25 protein-coding genes and 1 riboswitch are annotated in these 22,959 nt (G+C 64.1%); of the genes, 17 read left to right on the forward strand and 8 right to left on the reverse strand.

All coding sequences use genetic code 11. The features are described 5' to 3' along the window. Positions 1-331 precede the first annotated feature (331 nt). The 9 genes from rpoZ (at position 332) to VGV07_RS16420 (ending at position 8,211) form a co-directional block, all read left to right on the forward strand. Positions 332-700, forward strand: a complete 369-nt coding sequence (gene rpoZ / locus VGV07_RS16380) for a DNA-directed RNA polymerase subunit omega (protein ID WP_055878973.1) — start codon at positions 332-334, stop codon at positions 698-700. A 207-nt stretch (positions 701-907) separates the two neighbouring features. Further along, the gene (locus tag VGV07_RS16385) at positions 908-3,181 is read left to right on the forward strand and encodes a bifunctional (p)ppGpp synthetase/guanosine-3',5'-bis(diphosphate) 3'-pyrophosphohydrolase (RefSeq protein WP_326869795.1); all 2,274 of its coding nucleotides are present in this window, start codon (positions 908-910) and stop codon (positions 3,179-3,181) included. After that, complete coding sequence (gene pyrE, locus VGV07_RS16390) at positions 3,178-3,762, forward strand: orotate phosphoribosyltransferase (protein WP_326869796.1); 585 nt, start codon at positions 3,178-3,180, stop codon at positions 3,760-3,762. The genes VGV07_RS16385 and pyrE overlap by 4 nt, the downstream gene beginning before the upstream one ends. Positions 3,763-3,952: 190 nt before the next feature. Next, positions 3,953-4,372 (forward strand): holo-ACP synthase, encoded by a 420-nt coding sequence (gene acpS, locus VGV07_RS16395; protein ID WP_326869797.1) that lies wholly within the window; start codon positions 3,953-3,955, stop codon positions 4,370-4,372. Between the two features lie 30 nt (positions 4,373-4,402). Further along, on the forward strand, positions 4,403-5,167 hold the full coding sequence (lepB, locus tag VGV07_RS16400; RefSeq protein ID WP_326869798.1) for a signal peptidase I: 765 nt from the start codon (positions 4,403-4,405) through the stop codon (positions 5,165-5,167). Beyond that, a complete protein-coding gene (gene rnc / locus VGV07_RS16405; RefSeq protein ID WP_414649969.1) occupies positions 5,119-5,871 on the forward strand; it encodes a ribonuclease III in 753 nt (250 codons plus the stop codon). The genes lepB and rnc overlap by 49 nt, the downstream gene beginning before the upstream one ends. Then, positions 5,868-6,818 (forward strand): GTPase Era, encoded by a 951-nt coding sequence (era, locus tag VGV07_RS16410; protein ID WP_326869800.1) that lies wholly within the window; start codon positions 5,868-5,870, stop codon positions 6,816-6,818. The genes rnc and era overlap by 4 nt, the downstream gene beginning before the upstream one ends. A 159-nt stretch (positions 6,819-6,977) precedes the next feature. Beyond that, positions 6,978-7,700, forward strand: a complete 723-nt coding sequence (gene recO / locus VGV07_RS16415) for a DNA repair protein RecO (RefSeq protein WP_326869801.1) — start codon at positions 6,978-6,980, stop codon at positions 7,698-7,700. 43 nt (positions 7,701-7,743) lie between these two features. Next, positions 7,744-8,211 carry an SRPBCC family protein gene (locus tag VGV07_RS16420; protein WP_326869802.1) on the forward strand — a complete coding sequence of 156 codons (468 nt, stop codon included), beginning with the start codon at positions 7,744-7,746 and terminating at the stop codon, positions 8,209-8,211. Between the two features lie 310 nt (positions 8,212-8,521). Here VGV07_RS16420 and VGV07_RS16425 read toward each other — a convergent pair whose 3' ends face one another. The 4 genes from VGV07_RS16425 to VGV07_RS16440 form a co-directional block, all read right to left on the reverse strand. Further along, a complete protein-coding gene (locus VGV07_RS16425) occupies positions 8,522-8,761 on the reverse strand; it encodes a DUF6898 family protein (protein ID WP_326869803.1) in 240 nt (79 codons plus the stop codon). 4 nt (positions 8,762-8,765) lie between these two features. Beyond that, positions 8,766-10,031 (reverse strand): L,D-transpeptidase family protein, encoded by a 1,266-nt coding sequence (locus VGV07_RS16430; protein ID WP_326869804.1) that lies wholly within the window; start codon positions 10,029-10,031, stop codon positions 8,766-8,768. 268 nt (positions 10,032-10,299) lie between these two features. Beyond that, positions 10,300-10,809, reverse strand: a complete 510-nt coding sequence (ldtR, locus tag VGV07_RS16435) for a transcriptional regulator LdtR (RefSeq protein ID WP_055048659.1) — start codon at positions 10,807-10,809, stop codon at positions 10,300-10,302. A 293-nt stretch (positions 10,810-11,102) separates the two neighbouring features. After that, entirely contained in the window at positions 11,103-11,486 is a 384-nt protein-coding gene (locus VGV07_RS16440) for a hypothetical protein (RefSeq protein ID WP_326869805.1), read from the reverse strand. A 98-nt stretch (positions 11,487-11,584) separates the two neighbouring features. Here VGV07_RS16440 and hemB point away from each other — a divergent pair, with 98 nt between their 5' ends. Further along, positions 11,585-12,598: a porphobilinogen synthase gene (hemB, locus tag VGV07_RS16445; RefSeq protein ID WP_326869806.1), complete on the forward strand. Its 1,014-nt coding sequence runs from the start codon at positions 11,585-11,587 to the stop codon at positions 12,596-12,598. On the opposite strand, the gene VGV07_RS16450 is transcribed toward hemB, so the two are convergent. Further along, positions 12,595-13,035, reverse strand: coding sequence for a hypothetical protein (locus VGV07_RS16450; protein WP_326869807.1), 441 nt, complete (start codon positions 13,033-13,035; stop codon positions 12,595-12,597). The genes hemB and VGV07_RS16450 overlap by 4 nt on opposite strands. Before the next feature lie 147 nt (positions 13,036-13,182). Between VGV07_RS16450 and VGV07_RS16455 the strand changes: the two genes are divergently transcribed. Together VGV07_RS16455 and VGV07_RS16460 are read left to right on the forward strand one after the other, a co-directional pair. Next, a complete protein-coding gene (locus VGV07_RS16455; protein ID WP_326869808.1) occupies positions 13,183-13,674 on the forward strand; it encodes an RDD family protein in 492 nt (163 codons plus the stop codon). A gap of 110 nt (positions 13,675-13,784) precedes the next feature. Then, positions 13,785-14,513: an arginyltransferase gene (locus VGV07_RS16460; RefSeq protein WP_326869809.1), complete on the forward strand. Its 729-nt coding sequence runs from the start codon at positions 13,785-13,787 to the stop codon at positions 14,511-14,513. A 4-nt stretch (positions 14,514-14,517) separates the two neighbouring features. On the opposite strand, the gene VGV07_RS16465 is transcribed toward VGV07_RS16460, so the two are convergent. Continuing rightward, positions 14,518-15,438: a hypothetical protein gene (locus VGV07_RS16465; protein WP_326869810.1), complete on the reverse strand. Its 921-nt coding sequence runs from the start codon at positions 15,436-15,438 to the stop codon at positions 14,518-14,520. A 50-nt stretch (positions 15,439-15,488) separates the two neighbouring features. Next, positions 15,489-17,765 carry a DNA topoisomerase IV subunit A gene (gene parC / locus VGV07_RS16470; protein WP_326869811.1) on the reverse strand — a complete coding sequence of 759 codons (2,277 nt, stop codon included), beginning with the start codon at positions 17,763-17,765 and terminating at the stop codon, positions 15,489-15,491. A 149-nt stretch (positions 17,766-17,914) separates the two neighbouring features. Between parC and VGV07_RS16475 the strand changes: the two genes are divergently transcribed. Next, positions 17,915-18,418 carry a histidine phosphatase family protein gene (locus tag VGV07_RS16475; protein ID WP_326869812.1) on the forward strand — a complete coding sequence of 168 codons (504 nt, stop codon included), beginning with the start codon at positions 17,915-17,917 and terminating at the stop codon, positions 18,416-18,418. A 36-nt stretch (positions 18,419-18,454) separates the two neighbouring features. Here the strand turns inward: VGV07_RS16475 and VGV07_RS16480 are convergent, their stop codons facing one another. Beyond that, entirely contained in the window at positions 18,455-18,880 is a 426-nt protein-coding gene (locus tag VGV07_RS16480) for a BA14K family protein (protein ID WP_326869813.1), read from the reverse strand. Between the two features lie 119 nt (positions 18,881-18,999). Beyond that, positions 19,000-19,082: riboswitch (ZMP/ZTP riboswitch) on the forward strand. A gap of 136 nt (positions 19,083-19,218) precedes the next feature. Here VGV07_RS16480 and glyA point away from each other — a divergent pair. The 4 genes from glyA (at position 19,219) to VGV07_RS16500 (ending at position 22,848) form a co-directional block, all read left to right on the forward strand. Continuing rightward, positions 19,219-20,523: a serine hydroxymethyltransferase gene (glyA, locus tag VGV07_RS16485; RefSeq protein ID WP_326869814.1), complete on the forward strand. Its 1,305-nt coding sequence runs from the start codon at positions 19,219-19,221 to the stop codon at positions 20,521-20,523. Positions 20,524-20,563: 40 nt separating this feature from the next. Beyond that, positions 20,564-21,043, forward strand: coding sequence for a transcriptional regulator NrdR (gene nrdR / locus VGV07_RS16490; RefSeq protein ID WP_326869815.1), 480 nt, complete (start codon positions 20,564-20,566; stop codon positions 21,041-21,043). 84 nt (positions 21,044-21,127) lie between these two features. Beyond that, on the forward strand, positions 21,128-21,628 hold the full coding sequence (gene nusB / locus VGV07_RS16495; RefSeq protein WP_326869816.1) for a transcription antitermination factor NusB: 501 nt from the start codon (positions 21,128-21,130) through the stop codon (positions 21,626-21,628). Positions 21,629-21,633: 5 nt separating this feature from the next. Next, positions 21,634-22,848: an MFS transporter gene (locus VGV07_RS16500; RefSeq protein WP_326869817.1), complete on the forward strand. Its 1,215-nt coding sequence runs from the start codon at positions 21,634-21,636 to the stop codon at positions 22,846-22,848. Positions 22,849-22,959 lie beyond the last annotated feature (111 nt).

The raw sequence follows: 22,959 nt of genomic DNA on the forward strand, positions 1-22,959 counted from the left end.
GGGGCGGCCGGCCTCTCAGGCTGCCCGGCATAAACTATCATTGGCTTACCGCTAGGATCGAAGGGTAGCCCATTTAAGGCGTGGTCCGCTCCCTAAGTTCGGAATACGCGCTTAATCCCGGGAATTTGCAATCCCCATAAAATCGGAGCCACCCGGTCCGGATTCGGCATGGCGGGCCAACCCGTTGTTCCGCCATGCGAAACAAAAACTGCGTAGCCATCACGTCCCTGTGGTAAAAACACGCCGTCGTGTACCGGGAGCGAAATCCTTGTGCCCACCCGCCACCTCGTGTATGAGGGCCGCTTGATCCCACAACATCCTGGAGACGTACGTGGCCCGCGTCACCGTCGAAGACTGCATTGAGAAGGTTGAGAACCGGTTCGACCTCGTGCTGATGTCCGCGCACCGCGCTCGCATGATCTCGGCCGGCTCGTCGATCACCGTCGATCGCGACAACGACAAGAACCCGGTCGTGGCGCTGCGTGAAATCGGCGACGGCACTATTTCCCCCGAAGACCTGCGCGAGGACCTGATCCATTCGCTGCAGAAGTACGTCGAAGTCGATGAGCCCGAAAAGCACGCCGCGCCGCTGCTCGACGCCAATGCCGACGAGGACAGCGACACCTTCGACACCATCAGCGAAGACGAGCTGCTGCGCGGCATCGAATCGCTGGCGCCGCCGGAGCGCCGCGACGACTAAGCTGCGATTGATCGGCGGCTGATCTCGCATATATAGTCTTGAGGCGTCGGGCGTTTCCGCCCGGCGCTTTTTTTGTTTGCCCAAGCGTTTCTTGTTTACATCGTCGCTGGAGCGAGGTCAGGAAGGGGCGTGGGACGTCCGGCCAATCTCGCGCCGGAAAGACGTGAGCCGCCGAGGCGGGGCCGCGTAGGAGAGTGCGGTAACCCTATGATGCGTCAGTACGAACTCGTCGAACGGGTGCAGGCCTACAACCCCAATACCGACGAGGCACTGCTCAACAAGGCCTACGTCTATGCCATGCAGAAGCACGGCACGCAGAAGCGCGCCTCGGGCGATCCGTATTTCGCCCACCCGCTCGAAGTCGCCGCCATCCTCACCGACCTGAAGCTCGATGATGCCTCGATCGCCGTGGCTTTGCTGCACGACACCATCGAGGACACCGACGCGACGCGCGCCGAGATCGACCAGCTGTTCGGGCCGGAGATCGGCGCCATCGTCGATGGGCTGACCAAGATCGAACGGCTGCAGTTGGTGACCCGCGAGGAAGCGCAGGCGGAAAACCTCCGCAAGCTCCTCCTCGCCATCTCCGCCGATGTCCGGGTGCTGCTGGTCAAGCTCGCCGACCGCCTGCACAACATGCGCACGCTCGACTTCATGCCCGAGAACAAGCGCAAGCGCATCGCCACCGAGACCATGGATATCTATGCGCCGCTGGCCGGCCGCATGGGTATGCAGGACATGCGCCAGGAGCTTGAGGATCTGGCGTTCCGGGTACTGCAGCCTGACCACTACAAGGCCATCACCGACCGCCTCGACGAGATGAAGTCGGAGTTCGCCGACACCATCAAGACCATCAAGACCGAGCTCAGCGAGAAGCTGAAGGGTGACGGCATCGATGCGCTGGTTTCGGCGCGGGTGAAATCGCCCTGGTCGATCTTCACCAAGATCGAGCGCAAGCAGATTGCCCTGGAACAGCTCTCCGACATGATCGGCTTCCGCGTGATCGTGCCGACGGTGGCAGATTGCTATCGGGCGCTGGGGATCGTCCATACCAACTGGAAGGTCGTGCCCGGCCGGTTCAAGGACTATATCTCGGTCCCCAAGCACAACGACTACCGTTCGATCCACACCACCATAGTCGGGGTAGGGCGGCAGCGCGCCGAACTGCAGATCCGCACCGAAGAGATGCATCGCATTGCCGAGCTCGGCATTGCCGCGCATGCCCTCTACAAGGAGGGCGCCACCGACATCCACAAGATCGAGAACGAGAGCAAGGCCTTTGTCTGGCTGCGCTCGACCATCAGCCACCTGACGGCCGGTTCCTCGACCGAGGATTTTCTCGAGTACACCAAGCTCGAGTTGTTCCAGGACCAGGTGTTCTGCTTCACCCCGCGCGGCCGGCTGATCGCCCTGCCGCGCGGCGCCACGCCGATCGACTTCGCCTATGCGCTGCATACCGACATCGGCGACACCTGTGTCGGCGCCAAGATCAACGGGCAGATCGTGCCGCTGGTCACCCAACTGCGGTCGGGCGACGAAGTCGAGATCATCCGCGACCAGAACCACCTGCCGCCCTCGAACTGGGAGACCATCGCCGCCACCGGCAAGGCGCGTGCCGCCATCCGCCGCGCCGTGCGGCTGCAGGCGCAGGCCCGCGCCTATGCGCTGGGCGAACACATGGTCTCGATCCTGCTCGAACGCGAGGGGAGCGGGCTGGACGACGGCGAATTCAAGGTGCTGGCAGAGGCCCTGGGCCAGCCCGGCAAGCGCGAATTGCTGATCGCGCTCGGCGAAGGCAAGATCACGGGCGAAGACCTCGACACCCAGGTCATGGAGGTCAAGGGGATCAAGCGGCGGCGGAAGAAGATCGACCTGCCGGTGCCCGACAAGGCCGAGGGCTGGTTCGCGCTCAAGGCGACCGACGAGTTCCGCTTCCGCGTGCCGGGCAACCCGCGCTCCGGCCCACGCGCCAAGGCGGCGTTGACCCAGCTCGATTTCAACACGCGTGTCGAGGTCTCGCCGGAGGGAGTCGTGCCGGGCGACCGGCTGGTCGGCATCATGACGCCGGACACCCCGATCATCATCTATCCGATCCATTCGGACGCGCTCTCCGAGCTCTACGACAGCGACGTCGCCTGGATCGATGTACGCTGGGATCTGGCCGGTCGAGAGGATCGCGACCACCCGTGCGTCATCTCGATGCAGGCGCAGAACAAGCCCGGTTCGCTGGCGCAGATCTCCACGGTGATTGCCGCCTGCGAGGCCAACATCCATAATCTGGTGATGCGCATGGAATCGCCCGATTTTCATCGGTTCATCTTCCAGATCGAAGTCCGCGACCTCGCCCAGCTCACCGATGTGCTGAACTCGCTGAAGCTGGCGGCCGGGATCTCGGATGTGCAGCGCGCCACGGTCGCCGAGGCCCGGGCGCTCGATCGACTGGAATGGACTGCGCCCGAACGGCAAGAGGAGCCCGCGTGACCACCGACCAAGTACTCGACCTGTTCCGTGAGAGCGGCGCGCTGCTCGAAGGGCATTTCATCCTCTCCTCGGGCCTGCGCTCGCCGATCTTCCTGCAGAAGGCCAAGGTGTTCATGCACCCGCAGAAGGCGGAAAAGCTCTGCCGCGCCCTGGCGGAGAAAATTCGCGCCGAAGGCTATGGCGACGTCAGCCAGATCGTTTCCCCCGCCGTCGGCGGCATTATTCCCGGCTACGAGACGGCGCGGCACCTGGGCGTGCCGGCGATCTACACCGAGCGGGTCGAGGGCAAGTTCGAGCTGCGCCGCGGCTTCGAGCTCCAGCCCGGCGAGAAGGTGATCATCGTCGAGGACATCGTTTCGACCGGCATTTCGATCCGCGAGTGCATCGAGGCGATCAGGAAGACCGGCGCCAACGTGGTCGCCGCGGCATGCCTGATCGACCGCTCGGCTGGCGAAGCGGATGTCGGTGTGCCGTTGATCTCGCTGGTCCAGTACAAGGTGCCGGCTTACCCCGCCGACGCGCTGCCGCCTGAGCTGGCGGCCATCCCGGCGATCAAGCCGGGGTCGAGGGGGCTTTCGTGATGGGGGCGCCCCACTTTCTTCCCTCTCCCCTTGAGGGAGAGGGTGCCCTGCGGAGCAGGGCGGGTGAGGGGCCGTCGCTCCTCACTCCGTTCGGATCGCGCAACCCGCGGTTGCGATACCCCTCATCCGTCGCTGCGCGCCACCTTCTCCCTCAAGGGGAGAAGGAAGAACGGTGCGAGCGGGGCCTCACATGATCATCGGTCTCGGCAACGACCTGTGCGACATCAAGCGGGTCGAGAAGACGCTCGAACGCTACGGCGACCGCTTCACGCATCGGATCTTCACTGAGCTCGAGCGGCAGAAGTCGGACCGGCGGGCACAGCGCGCCGCCTCCTACGCCAAGCGCTTCGCCGCCAAGGAAGCCTGCTCGAAGGCGCTGGGAACCGGCCTTAGTTTCGGCGTTTATTGGCGCGACATGGGCGTCGTGAACCTCCCCTCGGGCAAGCCGACCATGAAGTTGACCAATGGTGCTGCCCGCATGCTGGAGCGGCTTGTCCCTGCCGGTCACAAGCCACATATCCACCTGACCATTACCGACGACGGCGGCATGGCCCAGGCATTCGTCATTATCGAGGCGCTGCCGATTGACCAGGCGGCGGCCCTCCCGTAACCACTTGACCCCCAGGGGTAGAGGCGAGAAATGAGCCAGTCCATGTCGAAAGCCGAAGCCAAGGCCGGCAAAAAGAAGAACGAGCTGCTCGAGACGATCGTCGTGATCATCGAGGCGCTGGCGATCGCCCTGATCTTTCGCACTTTCCTCTACCAGCCCTTCTCGATCCCCACCGCTTCGATGCAGCAGACGCTGATGATCGGCGACTATTTCATCGCCAACAAGTGGACCTGGGGCTTCGGCAAGTACTCGTTCCCGATCGCGTTGCCGTTCAACGGCCGCATCTTCGGCAGCGAGCCGAAGCGTGGCGACGTTGCGGTGTTCCGCAACGAGATCACCAACGAGGATTATATCAAGCGCGTCATCGGCATGCCGGGCGACCGCATCCAGATGAAAGAGGGGCGGCTCTTCATCAACGGCACCATGGTGGAGCGCGAGCAGACCGGGACGGCGACCGATACCGACAGCTACATGACTACCGTGCCGGTGACCGTCTACACCGAAACGCTGCCGAACGGCGTCAAGCACACCATCCAGGAAATCTCCGACAGCGAGCAGCTCGACAACACCGCCGAGTACGTCGTTCCCGCGGGCCACTTCTTCATGATGGGCGACAACCGAGACCGCTCCGCCGACAGTCGCGTGCTGAGCCAGGTCGGTTACGTGCCGCTCGACAACCTGATCGGCAAGGCCGAGGCGCGGTTCTTCTCGATCAAGAACAACCTGCCGCCGTGGCAGCTCTGGGAATGGCCGGCCAACGTCCGTTGGGACCGGATGTTCCAGTCCGTGAACTGATGGCGAAGGGGCGCTCGCACGAAAAGCTCGAGGCGCGTCTGGGATATCGGTTCGCCGACCCGGACCTGCTCGATCGGGCGCTGACCCATTCCAGCGCCGTTTCACCCGGCAAGCGCATCGAGCGCTCCTACCAGCGGCTCGAGTTCCTCGGCGACCGCGTGCTTGGTCTCGTCGTCGCCGATATGCTCTATCGCCGTATGCCCAAGGCCAACGAGGGCGAGTTGTCGCGCTCGCTCAACACCTTGGTGCGCAAGGAAACCTGCGCGGCGATCGCCCGGCAGCTCGACCTCGGCTCCGAGATGAACCTCGGCGACAGCGAGGCGCGCACCGGCGGCGCCAACAAGGACGCCATTCTCGGCGACATTGCCGAGGCGGTGATCGGCGCCATCTTCTGCGATGGCGGGCTGGGCCAGGCCTACGAGATCGTCGAGCGACTGTTCGGCGAACAGCTCGACCATGCCGGCCATGTCCGCGCCGACCCCAAGACCACATTGCAGGAATGGGCACAGGGCAGGGGGCTCGAGCCGCCGCTCTACGCCGAAATCGAGCGCACCGGCCCCGACCATGCGCCGGAATTCACCATTGCCGTGCGGCTTGGCGATTTCCCCGCCATCACCGCCACCGGCCCCTCCAAGAAGCTCGCCGAGCACAAGGCCGCCGAAGCCTTCCTCATCCGAGAGAAGGTCTGGCGCGACACGATATGACTGACAAGAATGAGATGCCCGAGGCTGCCGAGCTGCCTGAAGCGGGCGAGAACACCCGTTGTGGCTTCGTCGCGCTCGTGGGAGCCCCGAACGCCGGCAAGTCGACGCTGCTGAATGCGCTGGTCGGCACCAAGGTCTCCATCGTCACCCACAAGGCGCAGACCACGCGCTCGATGGTTCGCGGCGTGGTGACCGAGGGCGAGGGCCAGATCGTCTTCATCGACACGCCCGGCATCTTCGCGCCGAAGCGCCGGCTCGACCGCGCCATGGTGGAAGCCGCCTGGACCGGAGCCGGCGACGCAGACCTCGTCGCCTTCATCGTCGACGCCGAGCGCGGGGTAACGCCGGAGATCGAGGCGTTGATCGAGGGCCTCGACAAAGTGCCGCATCCCAAGGTGCTGGTGCTCAACAAGGTCGACCTGATCAAGCCCGAGAAGCTGTTCGCGCTGGCAGAGGGACTCAATGCCCGGCTGAAGTTCGACAAGACCTTCATGATCTCGGCGCTGACTGGCAGCGGCGTGCAGGACTTCCTCAACTGGGCGCTGGAGCGCATCCCGCTGGGCCCCTGGCACTTCCCCGAGGATCAACTCACCGACCTGACGCTGCAGATTACCGCCGCCGAGGTGACACGCGAGAAGCTGTTCCTGCGCGTCCACGACGAAATCCCCTACAATGCCACGGTCGAAGGCGAGAAGTTCACCATCAACAAGGATGGTTCATACCGCATCGACCAGGTGATCTACGTCACCCGCGACACCCACAAGAAGATCGTCCTGGGCGCCGGCGGCCAGACCATCAAGGCCATCGGCGCCGAGGCGCGGAAGGAGTTGATGGAGATCTTCGAGGTGCCGGTGCACCTGTTCATCTTCGTCAAGGTCCGCGAGAAATGGGGCGATGACCCCGAGCGCTATCGCGAGATGGGGCTGGAGTACCCGCACCAGAAGTGAGCGTGACAAAAGGCCCCTCCACCCGGCCTTCGGCCGACCTCTCCCCCAGAGGGAGAGGTGGTGGCTGGGCGAGATCGTGCCTTCGCTCACCTCTCCCTGGGGGGAGGGGTCGCCGCGTAGCGGCGGGTGAGGGGGCCTTCCTCCTGCAGGCCACGCGTCATGCAATGGGACGGTGAAGGCCTCATCGTCGGCGTGCGCCGCCATGGCGAGTCGAGCGTCATCGCCGAGGTGATGGTCGAGGGCAGGGGGCGGCATCTCGGGCTGATCCGCGGTGGCCGCTCGTCGAAACTTGCCGCGACGCTGCAGCCCGGCAATTCGGTGCAGGTGAGCTGGCGGGCGCGGTTGGAAGAGCACCTGGGCACCTTCACGCTGGAACTGCTCGAGGCGCGCGCCGCCGGGCTGATCGCCGATCGGGCCAAACTCTATGCCAGCCAGATCGTCTGCGAGCACCTGCGCCTGCTGCCGGAGCGCGATCCGCATGATCGGCTGCTTGGCCTCGCCATCCGCATCCTCGACCAGGCGGGTTCGAGGCTGGAGCTCGGTGCTTCGGTGGCCCGGTTCGAGCTGATCCTGCTTGACGAATTGGGCTTCGGTCTCGACCTCTCGAGCTGCGCCGCCACCGGCGTGACACGCGACCTGACGCACGTCTCGCCCAAATCTGGACGGGCGGTAAGCCGCGCGGCGGCCGAGCCTTACCTGTCGCGGCTGCTGCGGCTGCCGCAGTTCCTGATCGGTCCGGCCGATCCGACCTTCGAGGATGTCGGCAACGCCTTCGCGCTGACCGGGCATTTCCTCGATATGCATGTCTGGCTGGCGCGCCAGCTTGAACCGCCGGCGATCCGCGAGACCTTCATCGAACTGGTGTCGAAACCGACTGACTGATCCATCGGCGCCTCTCGCGCGTTGCTGGTGCAAGGAGAACGCCATGGCCGAACCCCTGCGTATCGACACCGCATCGCTGATCATCGACGCACCGCCCGCGGCGATCTACCGGGCCTTCATCGACCCCAACGCGCTGCTGACCTGGCTGCCGCCCGACGGCATGACCGGCGAGATGCTGGAGTTCGAGCCGCGCCCTGGCGGCGCCTTCCGCATGGCGCTGCATTACAGCGTTCCCGGCCACGGCAAGACCACCGAGGACACCGACATCGTGGAATCCGAGTTCGCCGAACTCGTCCCCAACCAGCGGGTGGTGCAACTGGTGCGCTTCAGGAGCGACGATCCGGCCTTCGCCGGCATCATGCGGATGGTCTGGGATCTCGAACCCGCCGATGGCGGCACCCGCGTCATCTTCCTCGCCGAAGACGTGCCGCCCGGTGTCAGCAAGGAGGATCACGACAAGGGGTTGCGCTCGTCGCTGCAGAATCTGGCGAGGTATGTGGTGGGGAAGTAGCCGAGAGGGGATGAGGCCACGAATCGGGACCGGTTAGGGACCGCCATCACGGCGGGTTGGACGCCTGCCACCAAGCGTCCCACCAACACGGTGTCACCCCGGCGAAGGCCGGGGCCCATCCTGAGATGCCGAGACGATCCACCTGATCCGCAAAGTGCGCTGACCGGATCACCCAGGGCATGCTTGAGCAAAACGATCTCAATCAAGAGTTGACGGGAGAGCTGTGATCCGCCGAGAAACCTCAGGATGGGCCCCGGCCTTCGCCGGTGTGACACCGCGGGTGGGGCCAGAGCTACGCAGAACTCAGGTACTAAGCGTACTTGGCCGGTTTCGGCCCCGGCGGTGGGGGTGGCTCGTCCGCTCCGAGCTTGCGGCGCAGCTTGGCGAGCGCCAGCGATTGCATCTGAAAGCGGGTGGCGGTCAGCGGCGTAATGACCACCACTTCGGTTCCGGTCGCCTCGTCGATCGCGGCAACCCGCATCTGCTGGCCGAGCTGGGTGAACTCGAAGAAAACGCGGCCGGCCGGACTTTTGTCGTCGCGACCGGCCATGGCGTCAGCCTTCACCGAAGCTGACGATGCCCTGCGCGTCGAACTGATAAACGTCGTCGCGGAAGCTCACCGTGCCCTGCCGATTGGCCCAGGCCGTGATGTAGGTGGTGTGGATCGGGATCTGCACATCGAGCTTGATGTCTTCACGCATCCCCTGTTCCCAGGCGGCCATGACGCTTTCCGGGGTCCAGCCGCCACCATTGTCGCGCAGCAGCCAGGCCACCAGTTCCTCGATGTTCTCACAGCGCATGCAGCCCGAGGAGTGGAACCGGGCATTTTCGCCGAACAGCGCCTTCTGCGGCGTGTCGTGCATGTAGACATCGTACTTGTTGTAGAAGTCGATCTTGCAGTGACCCATCGAGTTCTCGCCGCCCGGGTCCTGCCGGAAGGTGTATTTCACCGCCTCGGTGGTCTGCCAGTTGATGGCCGTCGGCGGAATCTCGTTGCCCTTGCCGTCGAAGATGCGGATGCGGAACTTGGTCAGGTATTCCGGATCCTCGTTCATGTACTTGATCATGTCCTTCTCGATGATGCTCTTGGGCACCGTCCAGTAAGGATTGAACTTCACCTGGAAGATCTTGGAGTTGAGGATCGGTGTGGCGCGGTCGACCTTGCCGACCACCGAATTGTGGCGCTGCACCACCTGTGCGCCCTCGACCGCCTCGACCATGGCGGCAGGAATGTTCACCACGACATAGCGGTCCGAAAGCGCCGAGGCCCACTGCTCGATGCGCTGCGCATTGAGCCGGAGCTGGTTGAGCCGGTAATCGGCCGGCACCGACAGGGCGTAGAACGTCGCTTCGTCGACCGCGCCGTTGATGACGAGGCCATGGCGCGCCTGGAACAGGCGGACCGCAGCATCGAGGCCGGCATCGAATTCGTCGTTGACGCGCTTCTCCAGCGGCATGTCGCCATTGATCATCAGGCGGCGCTTCAGGAGCGCTGCGGCGCGCCGCGACTCGCCGAGCTTCAGACCGAAAGTCTCGCGGGTCGGCGCTTCCCAGCTGCCATTCGCGGCAACGAACGCTTCGTAGTTCTGGATCGCCAGCTGCAGGTTGTACGAGGTGTCGTAGCTGAGGATCGGCTCGATCGTATCGACGAGGCTCTTGGCAGTCGCGGTGTTACCTTCCTGGTCGACGCTCTTGATCCGCTTTTCCTTGTTGAGCGAGTCCCAGAAGTTGTCTTCCTCAGCCCTGACGATGGCCGGCATCGCAAGTCCGGCGCTCAGCGCTGCCATGGAGGTCAGGAGGTTCCGTCGATTCAGCCGCATCAAGTCACCCAAAGTCGCCATTCCGAGAGGTTGTCCCTCATAGCATCGGCCCCGGTATGGCTCCAACGCGGTCAAGCAGGTTTGAACTGCCGGCCGTTTGAACGCACAAAGCCAAGGGACTTGCAGTGACGAGGGATCAGCCTGCAATTGGTGCGATGCATAGCTTCATTCTGGGCATAAATAAGAAACGCCGGCTTAAGACCGGCGTTTGCTGAACCTGCTGTGGCAAGGATGCCACAGTGGTTGGACCGGCGACGTCGCCGGGGCCTTAGAGCTTGTAGAGGATCTGATCGACCCAGAAACGCTCCAGGCGGCCGAGTGCCTTGTTGAGGCCCTCGAAGGTTTCGCCGTTGAGGCCGCCGACCTTCTCGATCGACTTGAGGTGACGATCGTAGAGCTCGTCGATCACCTCGGCCACTTCCTCGCCCTTGGGAGTGAGGCGGATACGGACCGAGCGGCGATCGGAACGCGAGCGCTCCTGGAAGATGTACCCGGTCTCGACCAGCTTCTTGAGATTGTACGAGACGTTTGAGCCGAGATAGTAGCCACGCGAGCGCAACTCACCTGCGGTCATCTCGGCATCGCCGATGTTGAACATCAGCAGCGCCTGGACGGGGTTGATATCGTCCCAGCCCATCCGGTCGAACTCGTCCTTGATCAGGTCGAGCAGCCGGCGGTGGAGCCGTTCGACACGGCTGACGGCTTCTAGGTAGAGCGGCTTCAGCCCCTGGGCTTCTTCCGGAACCATTGCCTCTGCGGCGTTGGATTTGATTGCCATTGTTGCCTCACTGTCCTGTCGTCTTGCGCGATTTCTTCGCGTCTCATAGGCCCCAAACTACGGGGGCCCAAATAAGATCGCCTTAAGCCGTAGACTTAAAACTATCTTACGGAAAAAGTTCAGGAATTTGGCTTTACGAGAGGTAACCGCAGGTCAGAAAATTGTAACCTGAATCGTCCGTTACCTACGGCATGTCCCCCGAAAGTGGGCATCGGTTTCGGGACAAAAGGCATGCGCGAGAAGGTACCTGAAACGCACGGAGCGAACCTGAATGATCGCGACGTGCTTCAGGTTCAGTCGTGCGCGCGGCGCAGCCGGAAGCTGAGGAAGAACAGCACCGCTATGCCGCCGACCAGCAGCAGCCTGAGGGCAAAGCCGAACGCTCCCATCTCGGCGCCGGGAACTCCTGCGAGATAGAGTGCAAGCTCGACCAGGGTCGCGCCGACCAGCAGCACCGCGCCCCAACTGGCGCGGATCCACAGGCCCACCGCAGCGAACAGCCGGGCGAGGCAGAACACGGTTAGGAAGGCGAAGCCGGTGGGGCCGAGCTGGGCGATCGGGCTTACGGCCCCCGAGGATACCCCGAGCAGCCGGGATGCATCGGCGAGGCCGAGCAGCAGCGCGATGATCGCGATGATCCTCAGGTAACGCCCGGCGAGTTCGCTCTTGAAATCCATCCGGCGTGGATAGCGCGGATGGGATGGTGCGACAAGCGCAAGCCTTGGCGCGAGCGCGCACCGCCTGATAGAAGCCCGAAGACTTATCGGAGCGCCCCATGACGACGAACTGGCCCAGGCACGACATGAGCTTTCTCGGTGGACGCCGGCAACGCCGGCTGCGCCGTACCGGCTGGATGCGCGACATGGTGCGCGAAACCGTGCTGACCCCGCATGATCTGATCTGGCCGCTGTTCGTCATCGAGGGCACGAACGAACGCACGGCCATCCGCACGCTGCCGGGCGTCGAGCGTTTGAGTGTGGATCTGGTGGTCGAAGCGGCCAGGGCTGCAGCCGCCGAGGGCATCCCGGCACTGGCACTGTTCCCCAATACCCAGGATGATCGTCGCAACGCCGACGGCAGCGAGGCCTGGAACCCGGACAATCTGACCGGCCAGGCCGTGCGCGCCATTCGTGATGCCGGTGTCGATATCGGGTTGATCACCGACGTGGCGCTCGACGAGTATTCCTCGGACGGCCAGGACGGGCTGGTGCGCGGCGGCGAGATCCTCAACGACGAGACCGTCGAGGCAATGGTCAAAGCCGCCTTGATGCAGGCGAGGGCAGGGGCCGACATCATCGCCCCCTCCGACATGATGGATGGCCGCGTCGCTGCCATTCGCCGCGCGCTCGATGCGGAAGGCTTCGATCAGGTCGCCATCATGGCCTATTCGGCCAAGTTCGCCTCGGTCTACTACGGGCCGTTCCGCGAAGCGGTCGGCTCGGGCAGCCGGCTGGTCGGCGACAAGCGCACCTACCAGCTCGACTATGCCAATTCCGACGAGGCGATGCGCGAAGTGGCGCAGGACATCGCCGAAGGCGCCGACATGGTGATGGTGAAACCGGGGCTGCCATATCTGGACATCGTGCAGCGCGTCAGCGACGCCTTCGACGTGCCGCTGTTCGCCTACCAGGTGTCAGGCGAGTACGCGATGATCCGCTTCGCGGCCGAAGCAGGGGCCATCAACGGCGAGGGCGCCATGCTGGAGAGCCTCGTGGCCTTCAAGCGGGCAGGGTGCGATGGCGTGCTGACCTATTTCGCCCTCGAAACGGCCCGGCTGCTCAACGCCTAGCTCGCTTCGGCAGCCACACGGCGCAGCGGACGCTTGAAGCCGATCAGGTGTCGGTAGGCGTCCCGCTGCTGCAATTCTGCGAGTGTCTCGATCGCGGGGACACCGATCGTCTTCGAGAGGTGCAGCACTCGGTCCGCCCCGACGCACAGTCCGACATGCGCGCCCCAACTGTCGGCATTGTCGTGAACGAGCACCAGGTCGAAGGGCGCCAGGCGATCAGCCACCGCGGTGTACTCGCTGTCTAGCCACAGTTCCTTCGACCGCAGGTCGGGCAGAACGAACCCGTGATGGCGGAGCACGGCGTAGACATATTGCTGGCAGTTCGCGCCGCCCTCGACCCCCAGCAGGTTGGGGGCGCCCGGGAAGTGGTCGGCATTGTAGCGCACATCTCTGAGATGGATGGGAATGGCGATGGAAGAACGGCTCAGATCAAGCATGTCGATGCCCAGGATCGTTTGCTCAGGAGGACGGGCGGCTGATCAGACTGGCGTCGCGTTCGGCCGTTGGGAAGGGGATTTTTCGTGTCGCCACTTGTGTGGGAACTCATGGTCCCCATCTTTCCCCTCATGAACCAGGGCAACACCATGAACGATCATCTTCCCGACCCGTCCAACGCGCCGGAACTGTTCGATGGCGTGTTGCTGCGCCGAGCCGCGGCGTGGCTGATCGATTGCGTGATCATCACCTTCATCACCATCGCCGCTTTGCTGGTCGGTGGCATCTTCGGCATCGTGACGCTGGGGTTGGGCCTGCTGGCCCTGCCGATCATCATCCCGGTTGCCATCCTCGGCTACTATGCCGCGACACTCGGCTCGCCGATGCGCGCCACTGTCGGCATGCAGATGATGGATATCGTGCTGACCCCGGTGCGCGGCACGCCGCTCAATGGTTGGAGCATCCTCATCCATCCCATCCTGTTCTGGGTGACGGTCTGGATCTCGTGGCCGGTCTCGATCCTCATCGCGCTGTTCACGCCGCGCCAGCAGATGCTGCACGATCTCGTGGTCGGCACCCTGATGCTGCGCCGTTCGCCGATGCAGCGCTTCTGGCGCTCGGGCGGCATGCACTCCGTCTGATCCAGCTGCGCTGATCGGGGGGGCGCCGATCGCGGTGCGCTGAGCCATGATGGGCCATTGCCGGCCCATCGGGTCGCGTCTATCTTCAGGGCATCGCTCGAAGGACGACGATGACCGATCAGACGCCCGAGAACACCCAGCTCTTCCTGACTGCGGCCATGCCGTGCCCGTATCTGCCGGGGCGTCAGGAGCGCAAGCTCTTCACGCACCTGACCGGTCGCCGGGCCGCCTCGCTCCATCACCTGTTGAGCGATAACGGCTTTCGCCGCAGCCAGAACCTGATCTACCGCCCGGCCTGCGACGGTTGCTCGGCCTGTCAGTCTGTCCGCATCGTAGCGCAGGAATTCGTGCCGTCGGCGCGCTACCGGCGCATCCGCAAGGCCAATGCCGATATCGCGGTCGAGGTCTGCCAGCCGCGCGCCACCGCGGAGCAGTTTTCGCTGTTCAAGCGCTATCTCGACGCGCGTCATGCCGGTGGCGGCATGACGCAGATGAGCTTTGTCGATTACGAGTACATGGTCGAGGATACCCCGGTGCAAACCGTGGTGGTCGAGTACCGGCTGACTTCGCACCCGCAGCGCCCGCTCATCGCGGTAGCGCTCACCGACGTGATGCCCGACGGGTTGTCGATGGTCTACAGCTTCTATGATCCGCTGCTCGACAAGCGCGGACTGGGGAACCTGCTGATACTCGACCACATCGAGCAGGTGAAGCTCGCGGCGCTGACTTATGTCTACCTGGGCTATTGGGTGAAGGATTCGCCCAAGATGGCCTACAAGGGCCAGTTCCGCCCGCTGGAGGTCCAGCGCGGCCCACTGGGGTGGCGGCGGCTCGAGTAGCGCCTCAGGATTTGCCGCGGAGCCATCGCGAGAACGCCCGAAGCTTCTGCAGCTGCGGCAGGTAGCGCATATGCAGGCGTCGGCGCAGCGTCAGCCCCACCTTGATCGGGTGATAGATGCGGTTCTTCTGGCGGAACTGCTGCGGCGCCCGGACGAAGTAGCGGAAACCCCGCGGCGGCCGATAGGCGTGGGTGGTGCCCATCGTGTGAATGTCCACATGGGTGCCGTCGTAGTGCTGGCCCCAGCGTTCGCTGGGCGTGTGCGCATCATGGCCGCCGATCTCGGCGATCGAGAACCCATCGGCCCGCGCCATCGACGGCAGCAGCATTTCGAAATGACCATGCCAGCCCGGCTGCAGCAGAGTTTGGCGATAGTGCTGCAGCAAGGGGCGCGATATGCGCGAGATCGGCATGAACACGATCAGCGGATCGGCGATCGCATAGTCGGGCTGGCGGTAGATCGGGGCGAAGAAGTAGTTCGGCTCGGCGCTCAGCGGGTGGATGCGGGTCGTCAGCAGGTCGCCTTCGTAGCTTTCCGTCGACTTGAAGAAGTCAGCCCAGTTGCCGGAATAATCGACGTCGTACTCCACCAGCCAGAACCGGTCGTAGGCGCCGAGCTTGGTGTCGAAGAAGGCGGTCATCCAGACCAGGTCGACATAGCCCCAGGGCGTAGGGCGTCCGAGAAACTCCTCATACCGGGCCGGGAAGTGCTTGGCGCTGTCGGCCATGCTGATCACGAAATCAGCACGGATGTCGTCGGGAACCTCGTCGCCACTCTGCTGGTAGGCGAGAAACACATCGAGGACTGTACCGGCCTCGCGCTTCAGCCGCGTGTAATGCTCGGCCACTTCGGGCGTCCACACGTGAGTGGTGAATACCACGCAATCGCGGGGCTTCCGCTCCGCGCCGGATAAGGTCTCGATCAAGTCGCTACGCCCTAATACTCACTCGTACACACTGACGGCCGGCGAGCAGACTAGCCGACGAACTTGTTGTTTCTTGGGAAGCCGGTCGGCGGCTGGCGACCCGCGGTGGCGCGCTCGCCCACCCACTCGGTCAGCTCACCCATCGACTTGCTATAGGTGCGCCCTGAAGAGTCGGTCCAGGTAAGGCCGACGCCGGATGGGAAAGTCTTGAGGTCCGACAGTCCGCCATCCTTGTACTTCTGCAACCGCACGCCTTTGCCGCGGCCCATTTCAGGCAGTTGCTCGAGCGGGAACACCACCATCTTGCGGTTCTCGCCGATCACCGCGAGCATGTCGCCTTCGACGGGAGCGATCAGCCGCGCTTCCTCGGTGCCCGACAGGTTGAGCACCTGCTTGCCCTTGCGGGTATTGGCAATCAGTTCGTCCTCGGCGACGACGAAGCCGTCGCCCTTGCGCGAGGCGATGACGCGCTTGCGGCCCGGCCGATAGACGAACAGATCGACCAGGTCCTGGCCTTCCTCAATATCAACCATCAGCCGCACCGGTTCGCCCTGGCTGCGGCCGCCCGGCAGCCGATCGCCCGAGAGCGTGAACACCTTGCCGCCGGTGGAGAGCAGCAGCAGCTTGTCGGTGGTCTGGGCGTGGATGAACAGCTTCAGCCGGTCGCCGGTCTTGAAGCCTTTCTCGTCGATTTCGGTGGTATGGCCACGCATCGAGCGGATCCAGCCCTTTTCGGAGAGGATTACCGTGATCGGCTCGCGCTCGATCATCTGCGTCGCCACTTCCTCGTGGTCGATGTCGATGGCCTCGGCGAAATCGGTCTTGCGGCCCCAGAGCGGGTGGCGGGTGACGCCGTCTTTCTCGAACTTGGGGTAGGCCTTCTTGAGGTCGGCGATCTGCTTGGCGATCTCGCCCCACTGCTTCTTGTCCGAAGCGATGAGGGCGTTGAGGTGCGCCTGCTCCTCGGTGAGCGTCTTGTGTTCGGTGCGCAGCTCGATTTCCTCGAGCTTGCGCAACGAGCGCAGCCGCATATTGAGGATCGCTTCGGCCTGCACGTCGCTGAGCTTGAACGTCGCCATCAGCGACGCCTTGGCGTCATCCTCCTCGCGGATGATGCGGATCACCTCATCGAGATTGAGGTAGGCGACGATGTAGCCGTCGAGCACTTCGAGCCGGCGGGCGATGTCGGCCAAGCGGTTATTGGTGCGGCGCACCAACACGTCCTTGCGATGCTCGAGCCAGGCGACGATCGCCTCCTTGAGGCTCATCACCCGCGGCACGATCCCGCGGTCGAGGACGTTCATGTTGAGCGAGATACGCTGCTCGAGGTCGCTGAGCTTGAACAACTGCTCCATCAGGATCGCCGGATCGACCGTGCCGGCGCGTGGTTCGATCACCAGCCGCACGTCGTCGGCGCTTTCGTCGCGGATATCCTTGAGCAGCGGCAGCTTCTTGTTGAGCAGCAGCTCGGCGATCTTTTCGACCAGTTTGGACTTCTGCACCCCATAGGGGATTTCGGTGACGACGATCTGGTAGACGCCGCGCCCCTTGTCCTCGCGTTCCCAGCGGGCCCGCAGGCGGAACGACCCACGGCCGGTCTCGTAAGAGTTGAGAATCGAAGCCTGGCTCTCGACCAGGATACCGCCGGTCGGGAAGTCAGGGCCGGGGATGTAGTGCATCAGGTCGGCAGTGGTCGTGGCGTCGCGCCCATTGTTGATCAGGTGCAGCGCTGCGTCGCAGATCTCGTCGACGTTGTGCGGCGGGATCGAGGTCGCCATGCCCACGGCGATGCCGGTCGAGCCGTTGGCGAGGAGATTCGGGAAGTTCGCAGGAAGCACCGAGGGTTCTTCGGTGGCGCCATCATAGGTCGGCTTGAAGTCGACCGCATTCTCGCCGATGCCCTCGAGCAGCCGCGAGGCCACTTCGGTCATCCGCGCTTCGGTATAGCGGTAGGCCGCTGCGCCGTCGCCGTCGATATTGCCGAAGTTCCCCTGGCCGTCGACCAGCGGGTAGCGCATGGCAAAATCCTGCGCCAGGCGGACCATGGCGTCGTAGATCGACTGGTCGCCGTGCGGGTGGAAGCTACCGATCACGTCGCCGACCACCTTGGCGGACTTCTTGTAGGCGCCACCGGGATCGAGCCGGAGCAGTCGCATCGCATGCAGGATGCGACGGTGCACCGGTTTCAGCCCATCGCGCGCGTCGGGCAGGGCGCGCTGGGTGATGGTCGAAAGCGCATAGGAGAGGTAGCGCTCTTCGAGCGCGTGGCGAAGGTCGACGACTTCGGTGTTTTCGCCGCCGGGCGGCAGGGTTTTGTCGTCGCTCATCGATTGGTCAGGCTCATGCGAATCATTTTCGCACTATAACGATTGCGCCGAGAACCGGGCGTGCAGCGTGGCCGCATCCCCTGAGTTCGGCTTTCGGGAAGAGGCAGCGGCGAGGTTGCGCCCGTCTCGACTTGCGCTACGATCCGTCCATGCTACGGCTGATCCTCGTTCGCCACGCCAAATCCGCCTGGGATGATCCCGGGCTCAGCGATTTCGAGCGACCGCTGGCGCTTCGTGGCATTGCTGCTGCGGCATGGATCGGTGAGACCCTGGCCACGCAGGGCTGGCTGCCGGATCGCATCGTCTGTTCCACCTCGCGCCGCACTCGGGAAACACTGGAACTGGCGCTGGCCCGGCTGCAGGCCAACCCGCCGAGCCTCGATCTGATCTGGTCCGATGCGGTCTACGACCGTCGCGACCACGACTATCTCAAGCTGATCGCCGAGCAGGGCGGTGACGCCAAGGCAATGATGGTGGTGGGACACAACAGTGCGACAGAACAAACGGCGCTGCTGCTGACGGCCGGCAATGAATCTCCGGCAAACTTCCCGACGGGCGGCATCGCGGTTATCGACTGCGATATTTCGGGCTGGATGGAGCTGGCGCCGCGGTGCGGACGCCTGGCGCATTTCCTGCGCCCGCCCAAAGGCTAGACCGAGGCGCCGCAAAAGGCGCCTCGGCAGCTGCAATCAAAGGTTGCAGCGGTGATAGCGCCCGTCATAGCCGAGGAACATGTCGGTTTCGGCGTTGTACGACCGATACCGCGCCTCGCAGGCGGCGACGTGGCCGTCGTAACGGTCGTAGCGGTCGCCGTTGCGGTCCATGCTGCCGACGATCGCAGCCCCTACCGCAAAGCCGAAGATGCCCGCGGCGACGCTGCCCAGGTTCGGCTGGTTCCAGCGATACCAGTTGCGGTAGTCGTTCTTGCCCCAGCGGTTGTGGTTGCGTCGCCAGTCGTCGCAGCCGCGCCAGTTAGGATGATCGAGGCAGCGTTCGGAAACGTAGCGCTGCTGCGCACCGATACTGATGTTGACCGAGGCGGCACTGGCAGGTGCGGGGATCATCATGATGCCGGCGAGACCGGTGGCAACGATGGCGGAAGCGAGCTTGTGCATGTAAGGACTCCTAGTCTTCTTGTTAAGCCGACGCTTGCCCACACAACGCGGTGGCTCCGGCATAGTTGCCGCAGCCTGCGGGCAGGGGCTTTCACAGCTCCGGCAACTCTGCGATAAGGAGCCGTTCGCGCGACTGGCGAGATCAGATGGGGCACCATCGGGGAACGCGAACGAGCACTTGCCGCTCGCCTGGGCACCCCTCGAAACCGCATGGGAGCCCGCATGACCCGGACCATCCACAGACTCTGCCAGGCTGTCGTCAGCTTGGAATCGCTTGCGCCAGCGTGCTACACGCACGCCAGCCGAAACCCCAATCCTTCTGCCTCGGGAGACGCCAGATGAGCGCCGCCACATCCCTTCCGCTCTTTCCGCGCTTTTTCACCAATACGCTGGCTGAAACCGATCCCGAGATCGCCGAAGCCATCAAGCTGGAGCTTGGTCGGCAGCAGCACGAAATCGAGCTGATCGCATCCGAAAACATCGTGTCCAAAGCCGTGCTCGAGGCCCAGGGCTCGATCATGACCAACAAGTATGCCGAGGGGTACCCGGGTAAGCGCTATTATGGCGGCTGCCAGTACGTCGATATCGCCGAGAACCTGGCGATCGAGCGGGCCAAGCAACTGTTTGGCGCCAATTTTGCCAACGTCCAGCCGAACTCCGGCTCGCAGATGAACCAGGCGGTGTTCCTGGCCCTGCTCGAGCCAGGCGACACCTTCATGGGCCTCGACCTCAATTCGGGCGGTCATCTGACACATGGCTCGCCGGTCAACATGAGCGGCAAGTGGTTCAAGGTCGTCTCCTACGGCGTGCGCCAGGACGATCACCTGCTCGACATGGACGAAGTGGCTCGTAAGGCCCGCGAGCACAAGCCCAAGCTGATCCTCGCCGGCGGCACGGCCTATTCCCGCGTCTGGGACTGGGCTCGGTTCCGCGAGATTGCCGACGAAGTCGGCGCTTACCTGATGGTCGACATGGCCCACATTGCCGGTCTCGTCGCCGGCGGCGTGCATCCCTCGCCGGTGCCGCATGCGCATGTCACGACCACCACCACGCACAAGTCGCTCCGTGGTCCGCGTGGCGGCATGATCCTCTCGAACGACGAGGCGATCGCCAAGAAGATCAACTCGGCGGTGTTCCCCGGCCTGCAGGGCGGTCCGCTGATGCACGTCATCGCCGCCAAGGCCGTCGCGTTCAAGGAAGCCTTGCAGCCTGAGTTCAAGGCCTATGCCCGCCAGGTGGTGGCCAATGCCCGCACCCTCGCCGCGACGTTGATCGAGAACGGGCTGGACGTGGTTTCGGGTGGCACCGACAACCACCTGATGCTGGTCGACCTGCGCAAGAAGAACGCCACCGGAAAGCGGGCGGAAGCCGGCCTCGGTCGCGCCTACATCACCTGCAACAAGAACGGCATCCCGTTCGATCCGGAAAAGCCGTTCGTCACTTCGGGCGTCCGTCTCGGCACCCCGGCGGCGACCAGCCGTGGCTTCGGTGAGGCAGAGTTCCGCGAGATCGGCAAGCTGATCGTCGAGGTACTGGACGGCCTGCGTGAAGCCAATTCCGACGACGGCAACGCCGCGGTGGAAGCGGCAGTGCGCGACAAGGTCATGGCGTTGACCTCGCGCTTCCCGATCTACGCCGACTGAGCATAGCTTCGCCTTTGCGAAGCCTTCCTGGAGCCTACCGATGCGCTGCCCCTATTGCGGAAATGACGATACGCAGGTCAAGGACAGCCGGCCGACCGAGGACTCCAACGCCATCCGCCGCCGCAGGATCTGCAATGCCTGCGGCGGCCGTTTCACCACCTTCGAGCGCGTGCAGCTGCGCGAGTTGCTGGTGGTCAAGAAATCCGGACGCAAGGTGCCGTTCGATCGCGACAAGCTGGCCCGCTCGGTGGGCACGGCGCTGAGGAAGCGCGATGTCGAACCTGAGCGGGTCGAGCGCATGATCTCGGGCGTGGTCCGCCAGCTCGAAAGCCTCGGCGACGTCGAGGTGACCTCCGATCAAATCGGCGAGTTCGTCATGGAAGGGCTGAAGGGCCTCGACGATGTGGCGTTCGTGCGCTTTGCTTCGGTTTACAAGAACTTCTCTACCCCGGATGACTTTCGCTCGTTCCTCACCGAACTGGGCGACGACGAGCGACTGAAGCCGAACCGCGACGATTGAGATTGCGGTTCGTGCGCCCCCCGGCTAAGCCAAGGGCCAGACCATTGCGCGCTTGAGCGCGCACAACAGAATGACTTTCCAGATATGGCCCAGCCCAAGCCGCGTGATCCCACAACGCCGCGAACCGCCAACCAGCGCGGCGCGGCCCGCCTTGCCGCCGTTCAGGCTCTCTACCAGATGGATGTCGGCCGCCAGACGCTCGAGGACACGCTCAGCCAGTTCAGCGCCATCCATGTCGGCCGCGAGGTCGAAGGCGAGGAGTACCTGCCGGCCGACGCCGACTTCTTCCGCCAGATCGTCACCGGCGTGATCAAGGCGCAACTGCAGATCGACCCGGCGGTCGATAACGCGCTGGTGGATGACTGGCCGATGCCGCGCATCGACGCCACGCTCCGCGCCATCCTCAGGGCGGCGACGTTCGAACTGCTGCGGCGCAAGGATATCCCGGCGCGCGTGGTCATCACCGAATATGTCGACGTCGCCAAGGCGTTCTACGAGGACGATGCACCCAAGATGGTCAACGCCGTGCTCGACGGTGTAGCCCGCGCGGCCGGCCGCGACGACGATGCGGTGAAGGCCAGGTAGTCAGCATGGATGAGCGCGCCCCCAGTGTCGGCTCGCCGCTCCGCAATATCGGGCTGCTGGCCGTAGCCCAGGCGATCCTCGGCTCCAACCAGGCGATCATCATGTCGATCGCCTCTTTAACTGCCGCGACCATGGTGGCGGACAAGGGCTTTGCCACCGTCCCCGTTACCCTGATGATCATCGGTACCGCGCTTGCCACTGGCCCCGCGGCGCTGCTGATCCATTCGCTGGGGCGGCGCGAGGGGCTGATGCTCGGCGCCGCGATCGCCATTCCGGCCGGGATCATCGCCGCGCTCGCCGCCTGGCTCGATCAGTTCTGGCTGTTCTGTCTGGCCCTCGCGGTGTTCGGCATCCCGGCGGCCTTCGCCAACCAGTATCGCTTCGCGGCGGCGGACAGCGTGCCTGCCAACCTCAAGTCGCGCGCCATTTCCTGGGTACTGTTCGGAGGGGTGGTCGCGGGCTTTCTTGGTCCGCAGGTCGCCGCCCACACCAAGGGCTGGATCCCCGGGCATGAATTCGCCGCCACTTACCTGGTCATGGGCCTGTTGGCGCTGGTGGCCATCGCGGTGATCAGCCGTACCCGCCTCGCGCCCACGGTAAAGCGCGCGGAAGATCGTAAGGCTGGTCGTCCGTTGGCAGTGCTGCTGCGCGACACCAGCATCTGGGTGCCGATGGTGGTTGCGGCCATCAGCTATTCCCTGATGGTGCTGGTGATGGTCGCTGCACCGTTGGCCATGGTCTATGTCTGCGGCCACACCACCGAAGAGGCGGCCTTCGCCATCCAGTGGCATATCGTGGCCATGTTCGCCCCGAGTTTCGTCACCGGCGCCGTCATCCAGCGCATCGGTGCGAAGCTGACGGCGGCAATCGGGCTGCTGCTGATCCTCTTCGCGGCCGGGGTAAACCTCCACGGCATCACCACCATGCACTTCAACATTTCGCTGGTCCTGCTTGGTGTTGGCTGGAACTTCGGATTCATCGCCGCAACCGCCATGCTCTCTGCCGCCTATCGGCCGGAAGAGGCAGCCAAGGTACAGGCCGCCAATGAGCAGGTGGTGTTCGGAGTCATGGCGGTCGCCTCGATCGCCTCGGGGCTGCTGCTGCAACTGATCGGCTGGGAAGCCATCAATCTGTTGGCGATTCCGGTCGCAGCGGCGGCAATCCTGGCGTTGGCCTGGGTCAGCTTTCGGCCGGGCAGGACGCAGGGACAGCCGGGCTAGGGTCGAACAGGCCACAGCCTCCGGCTGTCATCCCGGCGGACGCCCATATGCGCTAAGTTAGGTGCTGCGCCTGCCCAGTTGATGGACCGGCGCGGCTGATGCCTGATCTGG

It is taken from the genome of Devosia sp., assembly GCF_035944845.1.
GTDB lineage: Bacteria > Pseudomonadota > Alphaproteobacteria > Rhizobiales > Devosiaceae > Devosia_A.